Below are 20108 nucleotides of genomic sequence, written 5' to 3' on the forward strand. Positions count from 1 at the left end.
CCTCTTGAAACCTGAATGTCGCTGCCGCAGGCGTTATCTGGCTATTCTTTCGCCGATGCGCAGGATACGGCTGAATTAAATCCGCTCACACTTCAATGCGTTTGGGGTGACCTCCGTAAAGGACCTTGATCCTTGTCCATAATCCGTAATACTGTATTTATACACAGTATCTGGCGAGAAAGGCATTTATGGACACTCTCTTTTCTTATTATCCAAAGCAACCTCTTGAATTACCGTTATTTGTAGAACGCGTAGCGTGTGGTTTTCCAAGCCCGGCGCAGGATTATGTGGAAGATCGTCTCGATCTTAACCGCCTGGCCGTCAGGCATCCCAGCGCGACCTACTTTGTGAAGGTGAGCGGAGACTCGATGATCGGCGTTGGGATCGGCGATGGCGATCTGCTGGTCGTCGATCGTTCGTTAAACGCCGTGCACGGGGATATTGTGGTGGCATCCGTCGCGGGTGAGTTTACGGTCAAAGAGCTGCAGACCCGCCCGATCCTGAGGTTAGTGCCGCATAACGTTCGCTATCAGCCGATCACGTTTCAGTCCGAAGAGGAACTGCAGATCTTCGGTGTTGTCACCCACACACTCAAAACGCATAAACATGTTCGCGCTGGTTGATGTGAACAGCTTTTATGCCTCCTGCGAGACGGTGTTTCGGCCCGATCTGCGGGGCAAACCCGTGGTGGTGGTCTCCAATAACGACGGCTGCATTATTTCGCTGTCGCGGGAGGCAAAGCAGTTCGATATAAAAATGGGCGAGCCGTATTTCAAATTCAAAGAGAAGCGCTTTCCCGCGCGGGTTTACGTCTTTAGCTCGAACTATGCGCTTTACGCCGATCTCAGCAGCCGGGTGATGCAGACGCTGACCGACTTCGCCCCGGCCATAGAGATTTACTCCATTGATGAGGCGTTTGTGAACGTTGCTGGCGTCAGCAACTGCATGGCGCTGGAGGCGTTTGGTCATCATATGCGCACGCAGGTGTTTAAAAATACGGGATTAACCGTTGGCGTAGGCATTGCCCCCACGAAAACGCTGGCGAAGCTGGCCAACTATGCGGCAAAGCGGTGGAACAGCACGGGAGGCGTAGTGGATTTATCGGATCGCGAGCGGCAGCGTAAACTGCTGGCGCGCGTACCGGTAGAGGAGGTGTGGGGCGTCGGGCGCCGCATTACCAAAAAACTTAATGCGATGGGCGTCACCACGGCGCTGGATCTGGCACAAGCTTCCTCGTGGGTCATCCGCAAACATTTTAACGTTGTCCTGGAGCGCACGGCACGCGAGCTGCGCGGCGAGCCCTGTCTTGATCTGGAAGAGTTCACGCCCACGAAGCAGCAGATTATCTGTAGCCGCTCGTTTGGACACCGTATTACGCAATACGAGGAGATGCACCAGGCCATTTGCGCCTACGCTGAACGGGCTGCGGAAAAGCTGCGCAGCGAGCATCAATATTGTCGCTTTATCAGCGTGTTTTTACGTACCAGCCCGCATGCGGACAACGAGGTTTATTACGGCAATCAGGCGTCTGTCACCCTGATGACGCCCACCAATGACTCGCGCGATATCATCCGTGCCGCCACCGATGCGCTGGGGCGCATATGGCTTGACGGCTATCGCTACATGAAAGCGGGGGTGATGCTGGCGGACTTTTTCAGTAGCGGCGTCGCTCAGCTGAATTTATTTGACGATAACCGTTTGCGCGCCAACAGCGCGGCGCTGATGGAGTTGATCGACAGCGTGAATCATTCCGGGAAAGGGAAGATATGGTTTGCCGGGCAGGGGATTGAGAAATCCTGGGCGATGAAGCGCGAGATGTTGTCACCGGCTTATACGACGCGGTACGCGGATTTGCCGGTAGCGAAGTAGACGCCGGTTATTTGGCAAGCGTCGGCAGGATTTGTTCGATCACCTGTATCACGCTTCTGACGCGTTGTGGGATAAAGCGGGCGTCGGGGTAGACGGCATAGAGATACCGGTCAGGTAACCGCCAGGCCGGTAATACCGGCACCAGCGTGCCGGCTTGCAACGCCTTTGCCGCAAGCGGCAGCTGCATGCCGCCAATCCCGAGGCCTGACTCCAGCGCCTGTAACAGGGCGTCACTGGTGTTGGCACGAAAAACGGTATGCACTTTCACGTCAATTGCTTCCTCACCGGCGATCAACCGTAGAGGCGCATCCCGCGGAATGCCGCTAAATCGCACATGGGGATGTGCCGCCAGTTCGCTGACGGAGTGTACCGCCTGAAAGCCGGGAGCAGCGAACAGCGCGGTTTCAATCCGCATCAGCAGACGTGCCGCATGCGATTGCGGAGGCTCAGCGCTAAGGCGTAGCGCGACATCCACCCCTTCGCTCACCAGGTCGGCGATGCGGTCATCCAGGGACAACGTCAGGTGCAATGCCGGATGCAGGCGCTGAAGCGCCAGCAGAGGGGGCAAAACGATCTGCCCCAGACCGCTTGGTAACTGAACATGGACGCTGCCCTGAAACTGATGATCGGCAGGGTTCAACCGTCTCTCCGCTTCCTGCATGGCATCCAGCAAAAGCTGCATATCACGGCGATAACGTTCACCCTGCTCGGTGAGCTTCATCATTCGCGTTGTCCGATGCAGTAATACCACCCCGAGCTCCTGTTCCAGGGCGGCAATCTGCTGGCTGACGGCAGACTGCTTCATTCCGCTCTGACGAGCGGCTGCCGAAAAGGAACCCGCTTCTGCGACGCGCAGAAAGGTGGAAATGGCGTTGAGCTTATTGTTCATTTAATGTTTTTTCTTATAAGTGCCATCGAATTCAGGGGATATGTAGGGAAAAAATAATATATCACACTGTGTCTGTCACCCTAACTGGAGAAACACCGTGAATAAGATGCAGCCACAAAACGTCGCGCTGGTCGCTGGCGCCAGCGGGATCGTAGGCAGACAGCTCGTCAAAACGCTCCTGGACAATAAATGGCAGGTGATTGGCCTGAGCCGCCATGCCTTATCCCATCCTGATGCTATTTCGCTGATCAACGTTGATTTACTGGATGCGGAGGATAGCGCCAGGGCTTTGCAAGCCGCTGGCGAGATCACCCATATTTTTTACAGCGCCTGGATGAATGCCGGGAGCTGGACGGAAATGGTTGAACCGAACGTCACGATGTTGCGCAACCTGGTCAGCAATATTGAAAAAACGGCGCTTTTGCAGACGGTAAGCCTGATGCAGGGATACAAAGTGTATGGCGCGCACCTGGGACCGTTCAAAACCCCGGCACGCGAAAGCGATCCGGGCGTACCCGGGGCAGAATTTAACGCCGCTCAGCTCGCGTGGCTCCGTGATTTTCAGCGGGAAAAACGCTGGCACTGGAATGCCATCAGGCCAGGCGTGGTGGGCAGTTCGGTGCCAGGCAATACCATGAACCTTGCGCTGAGCATCGCACTGTATGCGTCCCTGTGTAAGGCTCTGGGTTTACCTCTGCGTTTTCCCGGTTCGGAACAGACCTGGCACAGCATTGTTGATCATACTGACGCCGGATTGCTGGCGGATGCAACGCTGTGGGCAGCCACATCACGTAGGGCTAACAACCAGGCTTTCAACGTGAATAATGGGGACATCTGGCGCTGGAGCGAGCTGTGGCCGCGCATCGCACGCTGGTTTGAACTGGACTCTGCGCCGTCGGTCAGATTGTCATTCCATCAGCTGTTTAAGGACTATCGTGCGTTATGGCGCGACATTGCCGGGGATCGCTTGGTGGAGGCGGATATTTTGCAGCTAAACGACGGGCATTTTGCCGATTTTGTCTTTAGCTGGAATTACGACATGTTTGGCGACGGCAGTAAGCTCCGCCGGTCAGGGTTCACGCGAATGCAGGCAACCGATGAAATGTTTTTCAGCCTGTTCTCGCAGCTAAGAGCGGCACGTATTATTCCGTGAAAAAAGGGAGTGCGTTTCTGACGGCAGTAAAAAACGCGAACCCGGAAGCAGGGAGTAAAGAGCGCTCAATGTTCACTTTCTGGAATAAGGCCAGAGGAGCTGGCCAGTTCATGACAAAGCGCGCCAATCCGATCCACCGCATTCAACAGGAGGGGCGTGGGTTCGTTGGCACAATTTAATCGCAGGAAATTCGTTAAGTGTGCGCGGGGGGAAAACAGCGGCCCGGGGCTAACGCCGATGTTCAGTGTCAGCGCGCGGCGGTGCACCTCCAGTGCATTCACCTGGTGTGGAAGTTCAACCCACAACAGGAAACCGGCAGCCGGCACGTTAACGCGCGTGCCGGGAGGGAAGCTTGCCTTGACGCGCGCAATGACGGCACCAATCCCCTCCGCGATGCGCCGCTTTAGCCGCCGCAGATGACGATCGTAGTCGCCACTGGCCAGGATTTCGCTCGTTGCGGCCTCAAACAGCGGCGCGCCTGCCCAGTCTCCGGCCATACGCGCCTGCAGGACCTGGGCGTGGTAACGTCCGGGCGCAATCCAGCCGATGCGCCATCCGGGCGCAAGCGTTTTAGACAATGAACTGCAGTAAATGACATTCCCGCTCTGGTCGAACGCTTTACAGGCCGGAGGACGTTGCCCTTCGCCGACCAGATCGCCATAAACATCGTCCTCAATTAACGGGATACCTGCATCTTCCAGCAGGGCAACAAGTTCCTGCTTGCGGGGGACGGACATACTGGCGCCCAGCGGATTTTGCACGGTGGGCGAGGCCAGAACGGCCGCTGGATGATGGCACCGAATAGCATCGGCGAGCGGCGCCAGCAACAACCCTTCTTGAGGATCGGTTGGGATCTCCAGCGCCTTCAGGCCCAAATCTTCCAGCAGCAACAGCGTACCGAAATAGGCGGGTTGTTCTATCGCTACCACGTCGCCAGGCTGGCACACAGCCCGCAACGCCAGACGCAGCGCCTGTGTCGCGCCAGCGGTAATGATGAGATCCTCTGCACCAAAACGGCCGCCCCATTGCGCTGCCCGGGCGGCAATCTTACTGCGCAAATCAACCCGTCCCGGAGGCAGACTATAGCTTTGCCCACGTGCTTCCAGACGTCGACCTGCAGACTGCAGCGCACGTTGCAGGGTATCGCCTGGTAGCCACGCGGGGTCGGGCAAGGCAGCCCCCAGCGGTACCAGCCGGGCTTCTGCACTACTGAATAACGATCGCGCGACGGCTGACATTGTCACAGGCACGGGGCCGGGCAGGGAACGCGTGGGCTGCACGCATCGGGACTGGCGGGTCTGACGGACGTAGTAGCCCGAACGCGGACGTGCAACGATCAGGCCTTCGGCCTCAAGGCAGCGTAGTGCTTCCAGTGCCGTCGGGAGACTGACCTGTTCGCGCTCGGCCAGTTTACGTGCAGAGATCATCCGGTCGCCGATTTGCAACGCGCCTGAAGCCAGCGTAAGACGCAGCATCTCAGCAATCCGACGGTAATGGGGGGACGGGGCGGCCATGGGGATCTGTGCAGTCAAATTTTCGATAAAACTGACTATACAGCCAATGAAGTGCCCCATCTATAGTGTCCGGCATGTTCCAGACAAGGAGGCACTATGCACAGCGACAATTTCGATATTTCTGCCTATTTCAGGCGCATAAACTATACCGGTCCGGCGGCTGCCGATACTGCAACCCTGCATGCGCTTATGCGCCATCAGCTCTTTTCGATACCCTTTGAAAATGGGGATGTACAGGCGGGTAAAGTCGTTTCGCTGGTACCCGAAGACATTGCCGATAAGCTGTTGAGGCAGAAGCGCGGCGGCTATTGCTATGAGGTGAATGGGCTATTTGCGATGGCGCTGGAGGCATTGGGCATTCGCTGGCGTTTTGTCGCGGCGCGCCCGATGTTCTACCCGGTGCGTCGGCCTAAAACCCATATGGCACTCATTGCTGAGATTGACGGTCGTCAGTGGCTTTGTGACCTCGGGTTCGGTAGCTACGGCATCCGTGCGCCGATGGCGTTAGACATGCTTGATACGGATATCCGGCAGGATTTCGACACGTTCCGGCTGACCCGTAACGCTGAGGGTGAGTATCTGCTTCAGGCATGGGTGGAGGGTAAATGGGCCAGTCAGTACGGCTTTGACCTCTCTCCTCAGGAGTGGATTGATTTCGTGCCTGCCAACTACCTTAACTCCACGCACCCGGACGCCATTTTTGTGCAGAAGCTGCTCGTCGTACAGCATCGCCCTGAAGGACGCCAGATTTTGCTGGGTAACGTGCTGAAAACGATCACCGCGCAGGGCGTGGAAACGCAACAGCTGGCAGAAGATGATATTGCCTCTGTACTGAAAAATTGTTTTGCGCTGACGGTTGAGTGATCCGCAGGGGGACGCTGGACTGTATCGAGTCTGCGCATGCGTCCCCGGCTTATCATCGACAATGCGGACTGTTAAATACAGAGGCTACCTGAGACGTCTTCAGGGCAGAAACCGTATCCGCTACGTAAAAAGCGTCGTAATAATCAACCCTATAATATACAGGGAAAGGATGCCCTGGATGCTACTTAAAGCCCACCGCAAGTAGCGCCACTGGTAGCGTTCTCTGGCATTGGCCTCGGCAATGGGGCCGGTAGCGTCAGGGGCTTCTTTTCTGAAGCGCTGCAGGGTTTGATGACACCACCACACCAGCAGTAATACCAGCACGGTTTTCGTGAGCAGTGAGCCATAAGCATTGAAAAAAACGTCCCAGTAGCAACGGAGTGTATCCATATCCTTTTACCTGTAACTGTGAGGCCCATATGACGAAGAGGGGCAATATTAGGGAATTATTTTTTCTTATTCATCATCGCTTTTAGATCGGCAAACGGGTTGAAAGTGGCCACGTCCATGTCTTTTTGCGCGTCTTCACCCGCCACAACGGTAGTACCGTACTGATCTGCTTCGGTGTATTTCGAGTGTTCATGGTCGTGGCAAAACAGGCACAACAGCTCCCAGTTGCTGCCATCTTCCGGGTTATTAGTATGATCGTGATCGATATGGTGAACCGTGAGCTCGCGCAGGTTTGAATAGACGAACTCGCGTGAGCAGCGTCCACAGACCCAGGGATAGATTTTTAATGCCTTTTCACGGTAGCCACTTTCCAGTCGCGCGTAGTTTTTAGGGATCAGAGCCATTGCCGGTTTTACCTGCCAGGGAAAAAGAAAGACGCACTATATCTCATTATGGGGCGTCATTGCGATCTGCTCAATTCAGTCAATTTATTTGAATTATTCCGTTAAATAAAGGGCATTTATTCTCCCCGGGTAATGCGTAAAGTAGAGATAACGCAAAGCATCATCAGGATATCTCGTTATGAAAAAGATCGGCTTTTTGTCATTTGGTCACTGGACACCGTCACCTCAGTCCGGCACGCGTTCCGCGGCGGACACCCTGTTGCAATCCATCGACCTGGCCGTCGCCGCTGAAGAGCTGGGCGCAGATGGTGCCTATTTCCGTGTGCATCATTTTGCCCGTCAACTCAGCTCTCCGTTCCCCTTACTGGCGGCGATCGGTGCCAAAACGAAAAGCATCGAAATCGGTACTGGCGTGATCGATATGCGCTATGAAAATCCGATGTACATGGCGGAAGATGCGGGCGCGGCGGATTTAATCTCCGGCGGACGTTTGCAGCTGGGGATCAGCCGGGGCTCTCCGGAGCAGGTCATTGATGGCTGGCGTCATTTTGGTTATGTCCCGCAGGAAGGGGAAAATGAATCAGATATGGCGCGCCGACACACCGAGGTACTGCTTGAGGTGCAGCGCGGAGAAGGGTTTGCAAAACCGAACCCACAACCCATGTTCCCAAATCCACCGGGACTGCTGCGCCTGGAGCCACATTCCGAAGGTTTACGTGAGCGCATCTGGTGGGGCGCAGGGTCGAACGCGACAGCGGTATGGGCTGCAAAACTGGGGATGAACCTGCAAAGCTCAACCCTGAAAGATGATGAAACCGGTGAGCCATTCCATATTCAGCAGGCAAAACAGATCCGCGCCTACCGACAGGCCTGGGCGGAAGCCGGGCATACTCGTCAGCCGCGCGTCTCGGTCAGCCGCAGTATTTTTGCGCTGATGGACGATCGTGACCGCATGTACTTCGGCGCAAGCCGGAACGACAGCGATAGCGTGGGTTACCTTGATGAGAAAACGCGCGCAATTTTCGGACGCAGCTATGCCGCTGAGCCTGAAAAGCTGATTGAGCAGTTGAAACAGGACGAAGCGATTGCCGAAGCGGACACCTTATTGCTCACCGTGCCGAACCAGCTCGGAGTGGATTACAACGCGCATGTTATCGAATCCATTCTGAAGCATGTTGCACCGGCAATGGGATGGCGCGAGTAGCCATTTTGTTGTGCGCCGAGCGCGAAGGCCGTAACGCCTGCCTGTCTCGTCACCCCCGGTAAGGGAGACGAGGCAGGCATCTGCGGAGGTTATTCGACTGGCTTATGGCTCATATCGCTCAGCAGCACGGCGATACTTTGCCCGCCCGCCGTCTGTTCGAGGCCAATCTTCACAATGATGGTCAGCGGAACGGAGAGCAACATGCCGACCGGGCCGAGCAGCCATCCCCAAAATATAAGAGACAGAAATACCACCAGCGTGGACAATCCCAGACCGCGCCCCATCATGCGTGGCTCAAGAATATTCCCGAACACCAGGTTAATCACCAGATACCCGGCCAGCAGAATCAGCGCATCATAGAACCCACTGAACACCAGCACCTGCAGAATAGGGGGAATAGCGGCCAGTACCGAACCGATGTTGGGGATATAGTTGAGCGCAAAGGCCAGTAATCCCCAGACGAACGCAAACCGGACATCCAGCGCCATCAGCATTCCCCAGACCACGGCCCCGGTGACCAGGCTAATGGCGGTTTTCAGGACCAGATAGCGGGAGACGCTATCCAGCGCGCGTTGAATCGCCCCCATGCCTTCAACCGGACGGACCATTATTTGCTGCAGTTTTGCGGGCAGTTGCGGCACTTCCAGCAGCATGAACACCACCGTTAAAAAGAGCAGGAAAATCGAGGTCATGGCGTTAGAGAGCTGCGCCAGCAGGCCGGTGACGAGGGTCATGGCGGCATTCGGATCAATGTACTTCAGCAACTCCTCAACGGACACTTCGATTCCCGCACGCTGCAGCCAGGGTTCAAGCTGCAACAGCGGTATCGCCAGCGACGAGCGGTATTTCGGTAACGTTCGCGTCAGTTCATTGAGGGAGGTGCCGAGATAAGCGACCAGCAGCACCATGGCAATAATAATGATGCTGATAAGCATCGTGATTGCCAGCACGCGCGGGATGCGGAACCGCGTCATGCGCTGTATGAGCGGGTTAAGGATCACCGCAATAAACAGGGCCAGAATAAACGGCACGATGATGTCGGCGGCAAAACGGACGCCCGTCAATATGATCACCAGCATGCCCAGCATGATGACAATTTTTAGCCCGTTCAGGGTAATGATGGGTTTAGCCATGGGGGTTCCTGAATAATATTTTTATTTATAATAAAGGCGAAAGCCGTGTCAATAAACTAACCAAAATCAAACGGGATGGGTAAAGAATTGAAAAGACTTTGAGTAAAAGCCTTACTTATGGTACAAATTTGGCGTGTTCAACTACCGAGGACAATTTTCATCCGCAAAGACGAGAAGCAACAACGCGGATAATTGTAATTTTATGGACAATTTGTTCAGGACGTATTCTTCAAACAACACCGCTGTATTTTTCACTTCCTTCTGCCTTCTTTCTGGTGAGCAACACTGGCGCAACGCGCTATAGTCACATCTTCTGCCTGAGCTGGTGCTACGCGCTTAGCTGTCTGATTTAATTTCATATTTTTTGGTTTGCTGCACGCAGCAGGCCACGATGGATTATATTCTCAAGCAGGAGAAAAACATGTTTTACTGGATTTTATTAGCCCTTGCTATTGTCGCTGAAATTACCGGCACGCTGTCTATGAAATGGGCAAGCGTCAGCGATGGCAATACCGGCTTTATTTTAATGCTGGTGATGATTTCACTTTCCTATATTTTCCTGTCGTTTGCAGTGAAGAAAATTGCGCTGGGTGTGGCCTATGCGCTGTGGGAAGGGATCGGTATTTTGTTGATCACCCTGTTCAGCGTCTTATTATTTGACGAAACATTATCAACAATGAAGATTGCCGGGTTAACGACGCTGGTAGCAGGTATCGTGCTGATTAAATCGGGTACACGCAAACCGACTAAGCAGCCGAAGGAGCAGACCCATGCAGCAGTTTGAATGGATCCACGCGGCCTGGTTGGGGTTTGCCATCGTGCTGGAGATTTTAGCGAACGTCCTGCTAAAATTCTCTGACGGTTTTCGTCGTAAAATTTACGGACTGTTGTCGATTGCCGCCGTACTGGGGGCGTTCAGCGCCCTGTCACAGGCAGTGAAGGGTATCGATCTGTCCGTGGCCTATGCGCTGTGGGGCGGGTTTGGTATTGCCGCCACCCTGGCAGCCGGCTGGGTGCTGTTCGGTCAGCGTTTAAATAACAAAGGTTGGATTGGACTGATATTGCTGCTTGCCGGCATGATCATGATAAAACTCGCCTGATACACGTTAAGCCATTATTTACAGGCAGCGAAATTCGCTGCCTGTATTACTCTTAAAAAAAGCAAAACATTGAAGAGGATGGCTAATGTATCGCACATTAAGCTGGTGCAATATTCCCACCGCGAGAACATTGTTCGCCATGATCTTCATGGCGGGGATCGGCTTAATCATCTCCATTGTCGCGCTGCTCTATTTATCTCTGCACCTGATCAGCACCAAAACCAATGAAATTGACGAGCACCGCACCACGCTTTCCGTGCAGGGTGCGATACAAACGTCGGTTAACCGTGTCTCGACCCTGGTGATTGATAATGCCGTCTGGGACGATGCGGTACGCGAGGTCTACCGCCCAAAGCTCGATACCGAATGGTTATACAACACTTGGGGAGCGGGCTTTAAAGTCAATAACCTCTATGACGGCACTTTCGTGCTGGATGAGCATTTCAACGTTATCTGGGGATCGTTTCAAAGCCAGCCTTTTGCGGAGACGAATCTCGACTTTTTTGGCAAAGGCCTGCAAGCGCTTATTCAGCAGCACGGACGTGAATTACCCAGCCAGAAGAATATTTATGCCGGGATCACCCGAACGCGTCACGGTGTCGCGTTTGTCGGAATAGGGCTGATCCGACCGATGATCGGGCGATTGCAGGTTAACGACGGTACACGCCGCTATCTGGTGATTACCCGCCATTTGAATGGCGGCATATTATCCGATCTGGGGCAGACCTTTCAGATTGATAACCTCAACTTTACCCCGGATAAAATCAACAGTCTGAGTATGCCGCTGCGCAGTTCTGCAGGGGAGTTACTGGGGTACCTCAACTGGCAGGCACGCCTTCCTGGCGCGCAGGCGGCCCGGGCCGCATCATCTGATATCACGCAGATAGTGGTGCTGGCATCGGTGCTGATTCTGCTGTTTATTATGGTGAGCTGTGTGGGCCTGTACAAACTGGCCCGCGGAGAAAGCCAGGCGCGTCTGGTCGCCAGAACGGACTGGCTAAGCCATCTGCCGAACCGCCGCGCACTCATTGAAGCGCTGGACCGCGTGAGTTTGCGTGGCGATATTGACGTCAAAAGCGTGGTGTTTATCGATCTGGATGGCTTCAAGGACGTCAACGATATCTACGGCCACAGCGTCGGTGACGATCTCATTGTGACCATCGCCAAAACGCTGAATGAATGCGTTCCACCGGGCGGGATGCTGGCGCGCATGGGAGGCGATGAGTTTGCCATGACCATCGGCGGTGAAGGGGCAGAAGCGCTGGCGACCACCTTTGCCGAATCGGTACTGGATTTTCTCAATACCCCCATTCGTCTGGGGGAGCGCACCATTCATATCGGTGCCAGCATCGGGATTGCCAGCGGAACCCTGATTGAATGCACCAGTTCCGAGCTGTTTCGCCGCGCCGATATCGCCATGTACCATTCCAAAATTAGCGGGAAAGGGCGTGTCACCCACTATGACGCGGCGCTGAATAACGCCCGGGAACGCAAGCTTGCGATTGAAAACCAGATCCGTAACGGACTGGAGCGAGACGAGTTTGAGGTCTGGTACCAGCCGATTATTGACGCCCGCAGTCAGAAAATGAGCAGCGTGGAAGCGCTGGTTCGCTGGCCGCGTCGTCCGGAAGGTGAACTCGGTCCGGATACCTTCATTTCCATTGCGGAAACGAGCGGGCTGATTTACAAACTGGGCCAGTTTGTTTTGCAGCGTGCCTGCCAGGATCTGGAGCCGTACAGCGAATTGAAGCTCTCCGTTAATATCTCCCCGGCGCAGTTTCGCGACCCTGAATTCGAAGAAAAAGTGGCCTGGGTTCTGGAAAGCACCCGTTTCCCGGCCAGGCGACTCCAGCTCGAAGTCACGGAGACCTATGTGCTGGAAAACCCCGAGCGTGCCCGCACGGCGATTGCCAACCTTAAAGCACTGGGTACCGCGGTGGCGCTGGATGATTTTGGCACGGGCTATTCGAGTATTGGCTATTTGCGGCGTTTTAATTTCGACACCATTAAGATCGATAAATCACTGGCCGGGCTGGTGGACAACGATGAGCAGGCGGCGGCGCTGGTGAGCGGCACGGTGAGGATCGCCAATGCCCTGGGCATGGCGGTGGTCGCTGAAGGGGTGGAAAACGAAAAGCAGATGAAATTGTTACGGCTGGCTGGTTGCGATCAGCTGCAGGGATTCTGGTTCAGCCAGCCGATGCCGATTGAATCAATCAGGGCGTTACGTCAGGTCAGACAGTGCTGAATTACTGCTGCGCCAGTGCTTCCAGCTTGTCACGAAAACCGGTCACGGCTAAGGCCCGGTTATCTGCACGCCATCTGTCTTTTGCCGCTGGCGCAGAGCTTTGAACACCAATCAGCTGCCAGCCGTTATCCGTTTTTAACATCAGCGGCGAGCCGCTGTCACCGGGTAACGTATCGCACTGATGCGAGAGCACGCTGTTTTGCGCCCATCCTGTGACAATACAGTCCGTGTGGGTGTAAAGCGCGTCCAGATGATCGACAGGGTAGCCTGATTGCGTCACCTTACGGTCGGCGGCTTTCAGTGCGGCAGTGAGCGCGGCTTTGTCTCCGTCAAATAACGGAAGCGGGGTAATGCCAGAAGGCGGGTAGCGCAAAATGATCAGGCCAAAATCCCAGGATGCCGCTGACGGAGGCACTATCCAGCCGTCACCGTCAGGCTTCAGACGTTTGCCGAGAGAAGCATCAACGCGTCCCTCAATACCGTGAATTTCATAACGCCACATCCCTTTTTGCGACACAAATCGCAGGGCAACGGCTTTGTCTGGCTTGCCGTCTGGCGGTGTCAGCAGGCAGTGGCCTGCCGTCAGGGCAAGTTGCGGCGTAATCAGCGTAGCGGTACATAAATTACCGCTGGCGGTTTCCAGTTGCCCGATAGCGTCCCAGGGTGCCTGGGTAGGATCGGCGACGCGCGTACGATCGTCATGACCGAAAAACAGCGTTTTAAGCTCTTTCGCGCTAATGGTTTCATCACCGCCATCATCCGCATGTGAGAATCCAGAAAAAAGACCAAACGTTCCCAGTAACAACACAACAGATTTACGCATATCACACTCTGGTGGGGGCAATTATGATTATTAAAAGTGAACCCTATGAAAATACTATAGACGGGACAGCGCTAAAGTGGGAGTAAAATCAGCGTGCTACGATCAGGAAAGATAAAAATGGCTTGCGATGAGCGCGCATAAAATAAGCAGGATAAGAATCAGCTCAAACCGATAGCGCCGCAGCATACGCCCTCCGGATAAAAAAAACGGCGCTGGACCTTTCCGGTTCAGCGCCGGTTTACCAACGTGCCCCGAAAGGCACGGTTAAGCTTGTACTCTTACGCAGCTGGCTGTGCAGCTGGTTTAGCAGCTTCGTGTTTTACTGCTTTTTTGTGATGCTTTTTAGCCGCCTGGGCTTTCTGTTCTACAGCAGGTTTGGTCGCTTTTTTGTGGTGCTTTTTAGCGGCCTGCGCTTTCTGCTCTACAGCCGGTTTAGCGGCATCTTGTTTAACGGCTTTTTTGTGGTGTTTTTTAGCAGCCTGGGCTTTTTGCTCTGCAGCAGGTTTAGCGGCTTTATGGTGTTTCTTGTGGTGTACGGTTTTTGCTGGAGCAGCAGTCGTTGTTGCAGCTGGAGCAGCAGCCGGTGCAGCAGTGGTTTCAGCAGCAAACGCAGCAGAAGACAGACCCATAGCAGCGGCAACAACCAGAGCTAATACTTTTTTCATGTTCATACCCTCGAATTTGGTTTTTCATTTAACCCCACTGCGGGGCCGTTGAAAGAACTATATCCCTGTAAATTCGGGGTTTCCGTGAGTGATTGGTATCGGCGTGTAACGGAATGTACAAAGGGCGGTAAAGGGTGCGCAAAAGGAAAACGGCCGGAGTGTACTCCGGCCGCTGGATTACAGATAACGGGACGTCAAATGCTCGCGGAAGTAACGGATATTCAGGTCTTCACCCGTCGCCTGGGTAATCAGTTGCGAAGTGGTGAAGCGGCTACCGTGCTGCCAGATGTTCTGACGCAGCCAGTCAAACAGGGCGGAGAAATCGCCCTCAGCGATGGAGGACTGCAGACCCGGCAGCGCCGTTTTGGCCGCATGGAACAATTGCGCGGCGTACATCGCGCCGAGCGTGTAGGACGGGAAGTAGCCAAAACCGCCGTCGGTCCAGTGAATGTCCTGCATACAGCCGTTGCGGTAGTTATCTTTGGTTGATAACCCGAGCCAGGCCTGCATTTTCTCATCCCACAGTGCCGGAATGTCATCCACCTCGATATCGCCATTGATCAGCGCACGTTCAATTTCATAGCGCAGCACCACATGTGCCGGGTAGCTGACTTCGTCGGCATCGACGCGGATATAGCCTGGTTTCACGCGCTGGTTCCAGGCAATAAAGTTCTCTTCACTGAACGCCGCCTGACTGCCAAAACGGGCGTGAACCGCAGGGAGGAGATGTTTAAGAAAAGCGTCGCTGCGCCCCAGCTGCATCTCAAAGAACAGGCTCTGGGATTCGTGGATCGCCGTTGAACGGGCGAGAGAGACAGGTTGACCGGCCCACGTTCGCGGCAGGTTTTGCTCGTAGCGCGCGTGTCCGGTTTCGTGGATCACGCCAAACAGCGCGCTGAGCAGTTCGTCCTCATCATAACGCGTGGTGATGCGCACATCTTCCGGCACGCCACCGCAGAACGGGTGTGCACTGACGTCCAGGCGACCACCGTTAAAATCAAAGCCGAGCATCTTCATGGCTTCAAGCCCAAGTTCACGCTGCGTTGCCGTCGGGAAGGGGCCCTGCGGCGGAACGAACGACTGCTGAGCCTGTTTTTCCACAACGTTTGCCAGCAGGTCCGGCAGCCAGGATTTCATATCCGCGAACAGTACGTCCAGACGCGCACTGGTCATGTCCGGCTCGAAAATATCCAGCAGCGCGTCGTAAGGGCTGCAGCCTTTGGCTTCAGCACGCAGGCGAGCCTCCTCGCGGCTCAGTTTGACGACCTCTTTCAGGTTGGCGGCAAACCCCTGCCAGTCATTGGCCGGGCGCTGGGTACGCCAGGCGTGCTCACATTTGCTGCCTGCCAGCGATTTGGCTTCCACCAGCGCTTCCGGCAACAGCGACGCCTGCTGGTAATGACGCGTCATTTCACGCAGGTTGGCTTGTTCAATATCATTCAGGTCCTCACCGGCCGCGGCGGACAGCCATTCACCCACCTTTTTATCGGTCAGGATCTGGTGTTGCAGAACGCTCATTTCGGCCAGCGCTTCACCGCGCGCGGCACTGCCGCCCGGCGGCATCATGGTAAACATATCCCAGCTGGCGATGGCGGAGAGGTGGGAGAAACGGGAGAGGCGCTGGAAGGTGCGGGTGAGTTGTTGGTAGTGGCTGTTTTCGCTCATTTCGTTTTCTCTTTGCAAGGCGATGTTTCAGGCATGAAGAGTGAGTAGTATCAAAATTCCCGCCTGAATCCAAGCCATTACCCCTTAGAGTTTGGTGCTATTTCGTTCAGTAACGCTGTGTTATAACCCTAAAAAAAAACGACTGCCGGATGGAAAATGAACAAGGTTGTGAGTGTAGGGATTGCAGTGTTGCTGACGGGGTGCCAGACACATCATCATGACGTGATCCCGTTCAACACCGAAGAAGACTCTGCGCACGCATGGGCGTTTGCGTATGTGGAAACAGTGAAACAAAGGATGACGACCACAGAGCAGTATGAAGGGAAGCTCTGCTCGTTAAAGATTCACCAGCCCAAAGGCGCGGCCTATGTGACCCACATTCAGGTGGTAAAAGGCAGCGATCCGGAACTGTGTAAGGCCGCCATTGCGGCCTTACAGTCTGCCAGTGACGATCATGTGCTCCCAGTGGTACCTGATGAGCGTATCGGGGAAAACTACACGCTCGATTTCAAACCCTGAATCAGTGTAGCCGCTGGTGTAAACGGGTCCCTACCAACAGCGCCCCGCAGAGCATCAGCGCAATAAAACCGCCCACGCCGTTCCAGCCATAGTTATGCCAGAACACCCCACCCAGCGTCCCCGCAAAGCTGGAACCGAGGTAATAGCTGAACAGATACAAAGACGACGCCTGGCCTTTGGCCCGGCGAGCGCGTGGCCCAATCCAGCTGCTGGCCACCGAGTGAGCGGCGAAGAAACCGGCAGAGAAAAGCAGCATCCCGGCGAAGATAAGCCACAGGGAGGCGAAAAGGGTCATCAACAGGCCGAGCAGCATGACGGCCGTAGAGACCAGCATAACCGGACCGCGTCCAAAGCGGGCCGTCATCGCTCCGGCTTTAGGTGAACTCCACGTACCGGTGAGATACGCTACAGAGAGCAGACCCACCACCGCCTGGCTCAGGTGCCACGGAGAGAGCATCAGGCGATAGCCGATATAGTTAAACAACGTAACGAATGAGCCCATCAGCAGAAAGCCGGTCAGGAACAGCAGCGGCAACCCTTTGTCACGCCAGTGCAGACGGAAGTTGATGAACAGCGTTTTCGGGCGCAGGGAGGTGGAACGAAAATGACGTGATTCCGGAAGGATTCTCCAGAACATCAGCGCAGACGCAAGGGCAAAGCAGCCGATCACCGCCAGCGCAATACGCCAGTTAAAGAAGTCCGTAAACACCCCGCTCAGCAGACGTCCACTCATTCCGCCAATCGAGTTCCCGCTGATGTACAGCCCCATAGAGAAGGCGACAAAGCTCGGGTGGATCTCTTCGCTGAGATAGGTCATCCCGACCGCCGCCACGCCACTCAGGGATAACCCAATTAACGCGCGCATGACCAGGATACCGTGCCAGCTGGTCATCATCGTGGAGAGTAACGTACAAATCGAAGCCAGCATCAGGGCGGTAACCATCACCTGTTTACGGCCAATGGCGTCGGATAGTGGCCCGGTGAAAAGCAGACCAATCGCCAGCATGCCGGTAGAGATGGAGAGCGAAATACTGCTGCTGGCAGGCGATACGCCAAATTCATGGGAAAGAACGGGCAGGATCGGCTGAACGCAATAGAGCAGGGCGAAGGTTGCCAGACCCGCTGAGAAAAGCGCCAGCGTGACGCGCATGAACTGGGGGGTACCACGTTTAATGAACTGAACCGGCTGCGATGCTGCGGGTAAATCATCAATATCTCTGGCCGGATCGATATCAATGGTAGATGTACGACTCACACAATGTCCTTGCTTAAACATCCCCGTGGTTTCGGGTGACGGGTATGACCACACGATCAGAGTAGGAAAATGTAAATATTCTGTCTAATATATTAATAATCTCAAATGATACTTTAAAAATATGAATATCGAACTGCGTCATCTGCGCTACTTTGTCGCCGTCGCTGAAGAGCTTCATTTTGGCCGCGCGGCGGCAAGACTGAATATCTCACAACCCCCGCTAAGCCAGCAGATCCAGATCCTTGAGCAACAGGTCGGGGCGCGCCTTCTGGCACGGACCAACCGCAGCGTGAGCCTGACGGCGGCCGGGAAGCAATTTCTGGCCGACAGCCGACAAATTCTCAGTATGGTGGATGAGGCGGCAGCCCGGGCAGAGCGGCTTTATCTCGGGGAAACCGGAGAGTTGCGTATTGGGTTTACCTCGTCTGCACCGTTTATCAGCGCTGTTTCGCAGACCCTGTCGTCGTTTCGCCGGCATTTTCCGGATGTGCATATTCAGACGCGCGAAATTAATACCCGCGAGCAAATCGCTCCGCTGAATGAAGGTTCTCTTGATTTAGGTCTGATGCGTAACACCCATCTCCCGGATACGCTGGCGTGGCAGGTTATTCTGCGCGAACCGTTGATGGCAATGATCCCGCACGATCATCCGCTCGCCTCGCGTTCGGCGGTCACGCTGGCAGAGCTGGCAAAAGAGCCGTTTGTTTTTTTCGACCCGCAGGTAGGTACCGGTCTGTACGACGATATTCTGGGCCTGTTACGACGCTACGATCTTGCCCCGATCATTACGCAGGAAGTCGGGGAAGCGATGACCATTATTGGGCTGGTCGCGGCGGGGCTGGGCGTCTCTATTCTTCCGGCCTCGTTTAAACGGGTACAATTGCGTGAAATGCGCTGGGTTGCTATCGCCGAAGACGATGCTGTTTCGGAAATGTGGCTGGTATGGTCGAAACATCATGAGCAGAGCCACGCAGCGCAGCGGTTTAAAGCACAGCTGTTAAGCGCCTCTGCAGGACGATATTTAGAGGGAAAAGTGGGTAAAAATGTGCAGTAAATCACATGGCTAAGTAAATATTTGACGACGGCCATTGAAGTGCTTCACCATAGCCCACAGTTTATTTCGATGCTCGAAAATAAGGGAGTACGAGGTGGTTGCTGATAGTCAGCCAGGGCACATTGATCAGATTAAGCAGACCAACGCTGGCGCGGTTTATCGCCTGATTGATCAGCTTGGCCCGGTTTCGCGTATCGATCTTTCGCGCCTGGCACAACTGGCACCTGCCAGTATTACCAAGATTGTTCGTGAAATGCTGGAAGCCCACCTGGTCCAGGAGACGGAAATTCAGGAGCCGGGCAGCCGCGGCCGTCCGGCGGTCGGCCTGGTGGTGGAGACTGAGGCGTGGCACTACCTGTCACTGCGCATTAGCCGGGGAGAGATCTTCCTTGCCCTGCGCGATCTAAGCAGCAAGCTGGTGGTAGAAGACCGGCTGGAGCTGCCGCTCAAGGCTGAACAATCGCTCCTCGATGCCATTGTCACCCATATCGATCACTTCTTTATTCGCCATCAGCAACGCCTTGAACGCTTAACGGCCATTGCGATCACCATGCCGGGTATTATTGATACCGAAAATGGAATCGTGCACCGCATGCCGTTCTACGACGATGTTAAAGAGATGCCGCTGGGCGAGGTGCTGAAAAATCACACCGGCGTGCCGGTCTATATTCAGCATGACATCAGCGCCTGGACGATGGCGGAGGCGCTGTTTGGCGCATCCCGCGGCGCAAGGGACGTGATTCAGGTGGTGATTGACCATAACGTCGGGGCGGGCGTCATCACCGACGGACGCCTTCTGCATGCCGGAAGCAGTAGCCTGGTCGAAATCGGTCACACGCAGGTCGATCCCTACGGCAAGCGCTGTTACTGCGGCAACCATGGCTGTCTGGAAACCATCGCCAGCGTGGAAAGCGTGCTGGAGCTGGCGCAGGTCAGGCTCAGCCAGTCCATGAGCTCTTCGCTGCACGGACAACCTTTGACCGTCGATTCACTCTGCGCCGCAGCGCGTCAGGGGGATCTGCTGGCAAAGGATATTATTACCGGAGTGGGGAATAACGTTGGCCGCATTCTGGCCATTATGGTGAATCTCTTCAACCCGCAAAAAATCCTGATTGGCTCACCGCTGAGTCAGGCGGCGGAAATCCTCTTCCCGGCTATCTCGGCCTGTATTCATCAACAGGCGCTCCCGGCCTACAGCAAAAATATTGCCGTGGAAAGCACCCAGTTTTCCAATCAGGGCACCATGGCTGGTGCAGCCCTGGTCAAGGACGCCATGTATAACGGCTCGCTGCTGATCCGCCTGTTACAGGGTTAACTCTTTTCCGCAGATGTACGAAAAATTGCGCTATCTCAAGCTGG

At 54.9% G+C, this 20108-nt stretch carries 21 protein-coding genes; 12 read left to right on the forward strand and 9 right to left on the reverse strand.

The window, feature by feature from the left end; genetic code table 11:
* Window positions 1–188 precede the first annotated feature (188 nt).
* Entirely contained in the window at window positions 189–623 is a 435-nt protein-coding gene (umuD, locus tag AM379_RS18205) for a translesion error-prone DNA polymerase V autoproteolytic subunit (protein ID WP_014169838.1), read from the forward strand.
* Window positions 607–1869: a translesion error-prone DNA polymerase V subunit UmuC gene (gene umuC / locus AM379_RS18210; RefSeq protein ID WP_106504003.1), complete on the forward strand. Its 1263-nt coding sequence runs from the start codon at window positions 607–609 to the stop codon at window positions 1867–1869. Before umuD ends, umuC begins: the two co-directional genes overlap by 17 nt.
* Window positions 1870–1876: 7 nt before the next feature.
* Here umuC and AM379_RS18215 read toward each other — a convergent pair whose 3' ends face one another.
* Entirely contained in the window at window positions 1877–2758 is an 882-nt protein-coding gene (locus tag AM379_RS18215; RefSeq protein ID WP_059306017.1) for a LysR family transcriptional regulator, read from the reverse strand.
* Window positions 2759–2855: 97 nt separating this feature from the next.
* Here AM379_RS18215 and AM379_RS18220 point away from each other — a divergent pair, with 97 nt between their 5' ends.
* Complete coding sequence (locus AM379_RS18220; RefSeq protein WP_106504004.1) at window positions 2856–3911, forward strand: SDR family oxidoreductase; 1056 nt, start codon at window positions 2856–2858, stop codon at window positions 3909–3911.
* A 65-nt stretch (window positions 3912–3976) separates the two neighbouring features.
* On the opposite strand, the gene AM379_RS18225 is transcribed toward AM379_RS18220, so the two are convergent.
* Window positions 3977–5485 (reverse strand): aminotransferase-like domain-containing protein, encoded by a 1509-nt coding sequence (locus AM379_RS18225; protein WP_032678044.1) that lies wholly within the window; start codon window positions 5483–5485, stop codon window positions 3977–3979.
* 36 nt (window positions 5486–5521) lie between these two features.
* Here AM379_RS18225 and AM379_RS18230 point away from each other — a divergent pair, with 36 nt between their 5' ends.
* Window positions 5522–6289, forward strand: a complete 768-nt coding sequence (locus AM379_RS18230; protein WP_020884297.1) for an arylamine N-acetyltransferase family protein — start codon at window positions 5522–5524, stop codon at window positions 6287–6289.
* Between the two features lie 120 nt (window positions 6290–6409).
* Here AM379_RS18230 and AM379_RS18235 read toward each other — a convergent pair whose 3' ends face one another.
* Window positions 6410–6679 (reverse strand): hypothetical protein, encoded by a 270-nt coding sequence (locus AM379_RS18235; protein ID WP_014169844.1) that lies wholly within the window; start codon window positions 6677–6679, stop codon window positions 6410–6412.
* Between the two features lie 56 nt (window positions 6680–6735).
* A complete protein-coding gene (gene yajD, locus AM379_RS18240; RefSeq protein ID WP_020884296.1) occupies window positions 6736–7083 on the reverse strand; it encodes an HNH nuclease YajD in 348 nt (115 codons plus the stop codon).
* Between the two features lie 178 nt (window positions 7084–7261).
* Between yajD and AM379_RS18245 the strand changes: the two genes are divergently transcribed.
* Window positions 7262–8287: an LLM class flavin-dependent oxidoreductase gene (locus tag AM379_RS18245; RefSeq protein ID WP_106504005.1), complete on the forward strand. Its 1026-nt coding sequence runs from the start codon at window positions 7262–7264 to the stop codon at window positions 8285–8287.
* An 89-nt stretch (window positions 8288–8376) separates the two neighbouring features.
* On the opposite strand, the gene AM379_RS18250 is transcribed toward AM379_RS18245, so the two are convergent.
* Complete coding sequence (locus tag AM379_RS18250; RefSeq protein WP_014169847.1) at window positions 8377–9420, reverse strand: AI-2E family transporter; 1044 nt, start codon at window positions 9418–9420, stop codon at window positions 8377–8379.
* Between the two features lie 133 nt (window positions 9421–9553).
* Here AM379_RS18250 and AM379_RS24650 point away from each other — a divergent pair, with 133 nt between their 5' ends.
* From AM379_RS24650 to AM379_RS18265, 4 genes are all read left to right on the forward strand, one after another.
* Entirely contained in the window at window positions 9554–9724 is a 171-nt protein-coding gene (locus AM379_RS24650) for a protein YdgV (RefSeq protein WP_086463355.1), read from the forward strand.
* Window positions 9725–9841: 117 nt separating this feature from the next.
* Window positions 9842–10204, forward strand: coding sequence for a multidrug/spermidine efflux SMR transporter subunit MdtJ (gene mdtJ / locus AM379_RS18255; RefSeq protein WP_032670478.1), 363 nt, complete (start codon window positions 9842–9844; stop codon window positions 10202–10204).
* Window positions 10191–10520: a multidrug/spermidine efflux SMR transporter subunit MdtI gene (mdtI, locus tag AM379_RS18260; protein ID WP_014169849.1), complete on the forward strand. Its 330-nt coding sequence runs from the start codon at window positions 10191–10193 to the stop codon at window positions 10518–10520. The genes mdtJ and mdtI overlap by 14 nt, the downstream gene beginning before the upstream one ends.
* Before the next feature lie 85 nt (window positions 10521–10605).
* Window positions 10606–12768 (forward strand): bifunctional diguanylate cyclase/phosphodiesterase, encoded by a 2163-nt coding sequence (locus AM379_RS18265; RefSeq protein WP_106504006.1) that lies wholly within the window; start codon window positions 10606–10608, stop codon window positions 12766–12768.
* A 1-nt stretch (window position 12769) separates the two neighbouring features.
* On the opposite strand, the gene AM379_RS18270 is transcribed toward AM379_RS18265, so the two are convergent.
* From AM379_RS18270 to AM379_RS18280, 3 genes are all read right to left on the reverse strand, one after another.
* Complete coding sequence (locus tag AM379_RS18270; protein ID WP_020884292.1) at window positions 12770–13591, reverse strand: trypsin-like serine peptidase; 822 nt, start codon at window positions 13589–13591, stop codon at window positions 12770–12772.
* Between the two features lie 278 nt (window positions 13592–13869).
* Window positions 13870–14256: an acid resistance repetitive basic protein Asr gene (gene asr, locus AM379_RS18275; RefSeq protein WP_025204322.1), complete on the reverse strand. Its 387-nt coding sequence runs from the start codon at window positions 14254–14256 to the stop codon at window positions 13870–13872.
* A gap of 177 nt (window positions 14257–14433) precedes the next feature.
* Window positions 14434–15921 (reverse strand): carboxypeptidase M32, encoded by a 1488-nt coding sequence (locus AM379_RS18280; RefSeq protein ID WP_106504007.1) that lies wholly within the window; start codon window positions 15919–15921, stop codon window positions 14434–14436.
* A 156-nt stretch (window positions 15922–16077) separates the two neighbouring features.
* On the opposite strand from AM379_RS18280, the gene AM379_RS18285 reads away from it, so the two are divergent.
* Window positions 16078–16440, forward strand: a complete 363-nt coding sequence (locus AM379_RS18285) for a cell envelope integrity protein TolA (RefSeq protein ID WP_025204320.1) — start codon at window positions 16078–16080, stop codon at window positions 16438–16440.
* A gap of 1 nt (window position 16441) precedes the next feature.
* Here the strand turns inward: AM379_RS18285 and AM379_RS18290 are convergent, their stop codons facing one another.
* On the reverse strand, window positions 16442–17695 hold the full coding sequence (locus AM379_RS18290; protein ID WP_020884288.1) for an MFS transporter: 1254 nt from the start codon (window positions 17693–17695) through the stop codon (window positions 16442–16444).
* A 121-nt stretch (window positions 17696–17816) separates the two neighbouring features.
* On the opposite strand from AM379_RS18290, the gene AM379_RS18295 reads away from it, so the two are divergent.
* Both AM379_RS18295 and mlc read left to right on the forward strand, forming a co-directional pair.
* The gene (locus AM379_RS18295) at window positions 17817–18749 is read left to right on the forward strand and encodes a LysR family transcriptional regulator (protein WP_106504008.1); all 933 of its coding nucleotides are present in this window, start codon (window positions 17817–17819) and stop codon (window positions 18747–18749) included.
* A 94-nt stretch (window positions 18750–18843) separates the two neighbouring features.
* Window positions 18844–20064 carry a sugar metabolism global transcriptional regulator Mlc gene (mlc, locus tag AM379_RS18300; protein ID WP_020884286.1) on the forward strand — a complete coding sequence of 407 codons (1221 nt, stop codon included), beginning with the start codon at window positions 18844–18846 and terminating at the stop codon, window positions 20062–20064.
* Window positions 20065–20108: the final 44 nt, after the last annotated feature.

Source organism: Enterobacter cloacae complex sp. FDA-CDC-AR_0132, from assembly GCF_003010695.1.
Classification (GTDB): Bacteria; Pseudomonadota; Gammaproteobacteria; order Enterobacterales; family Enterobacteriaceae; genus Enterobacter; species Enterobacter ludwigii.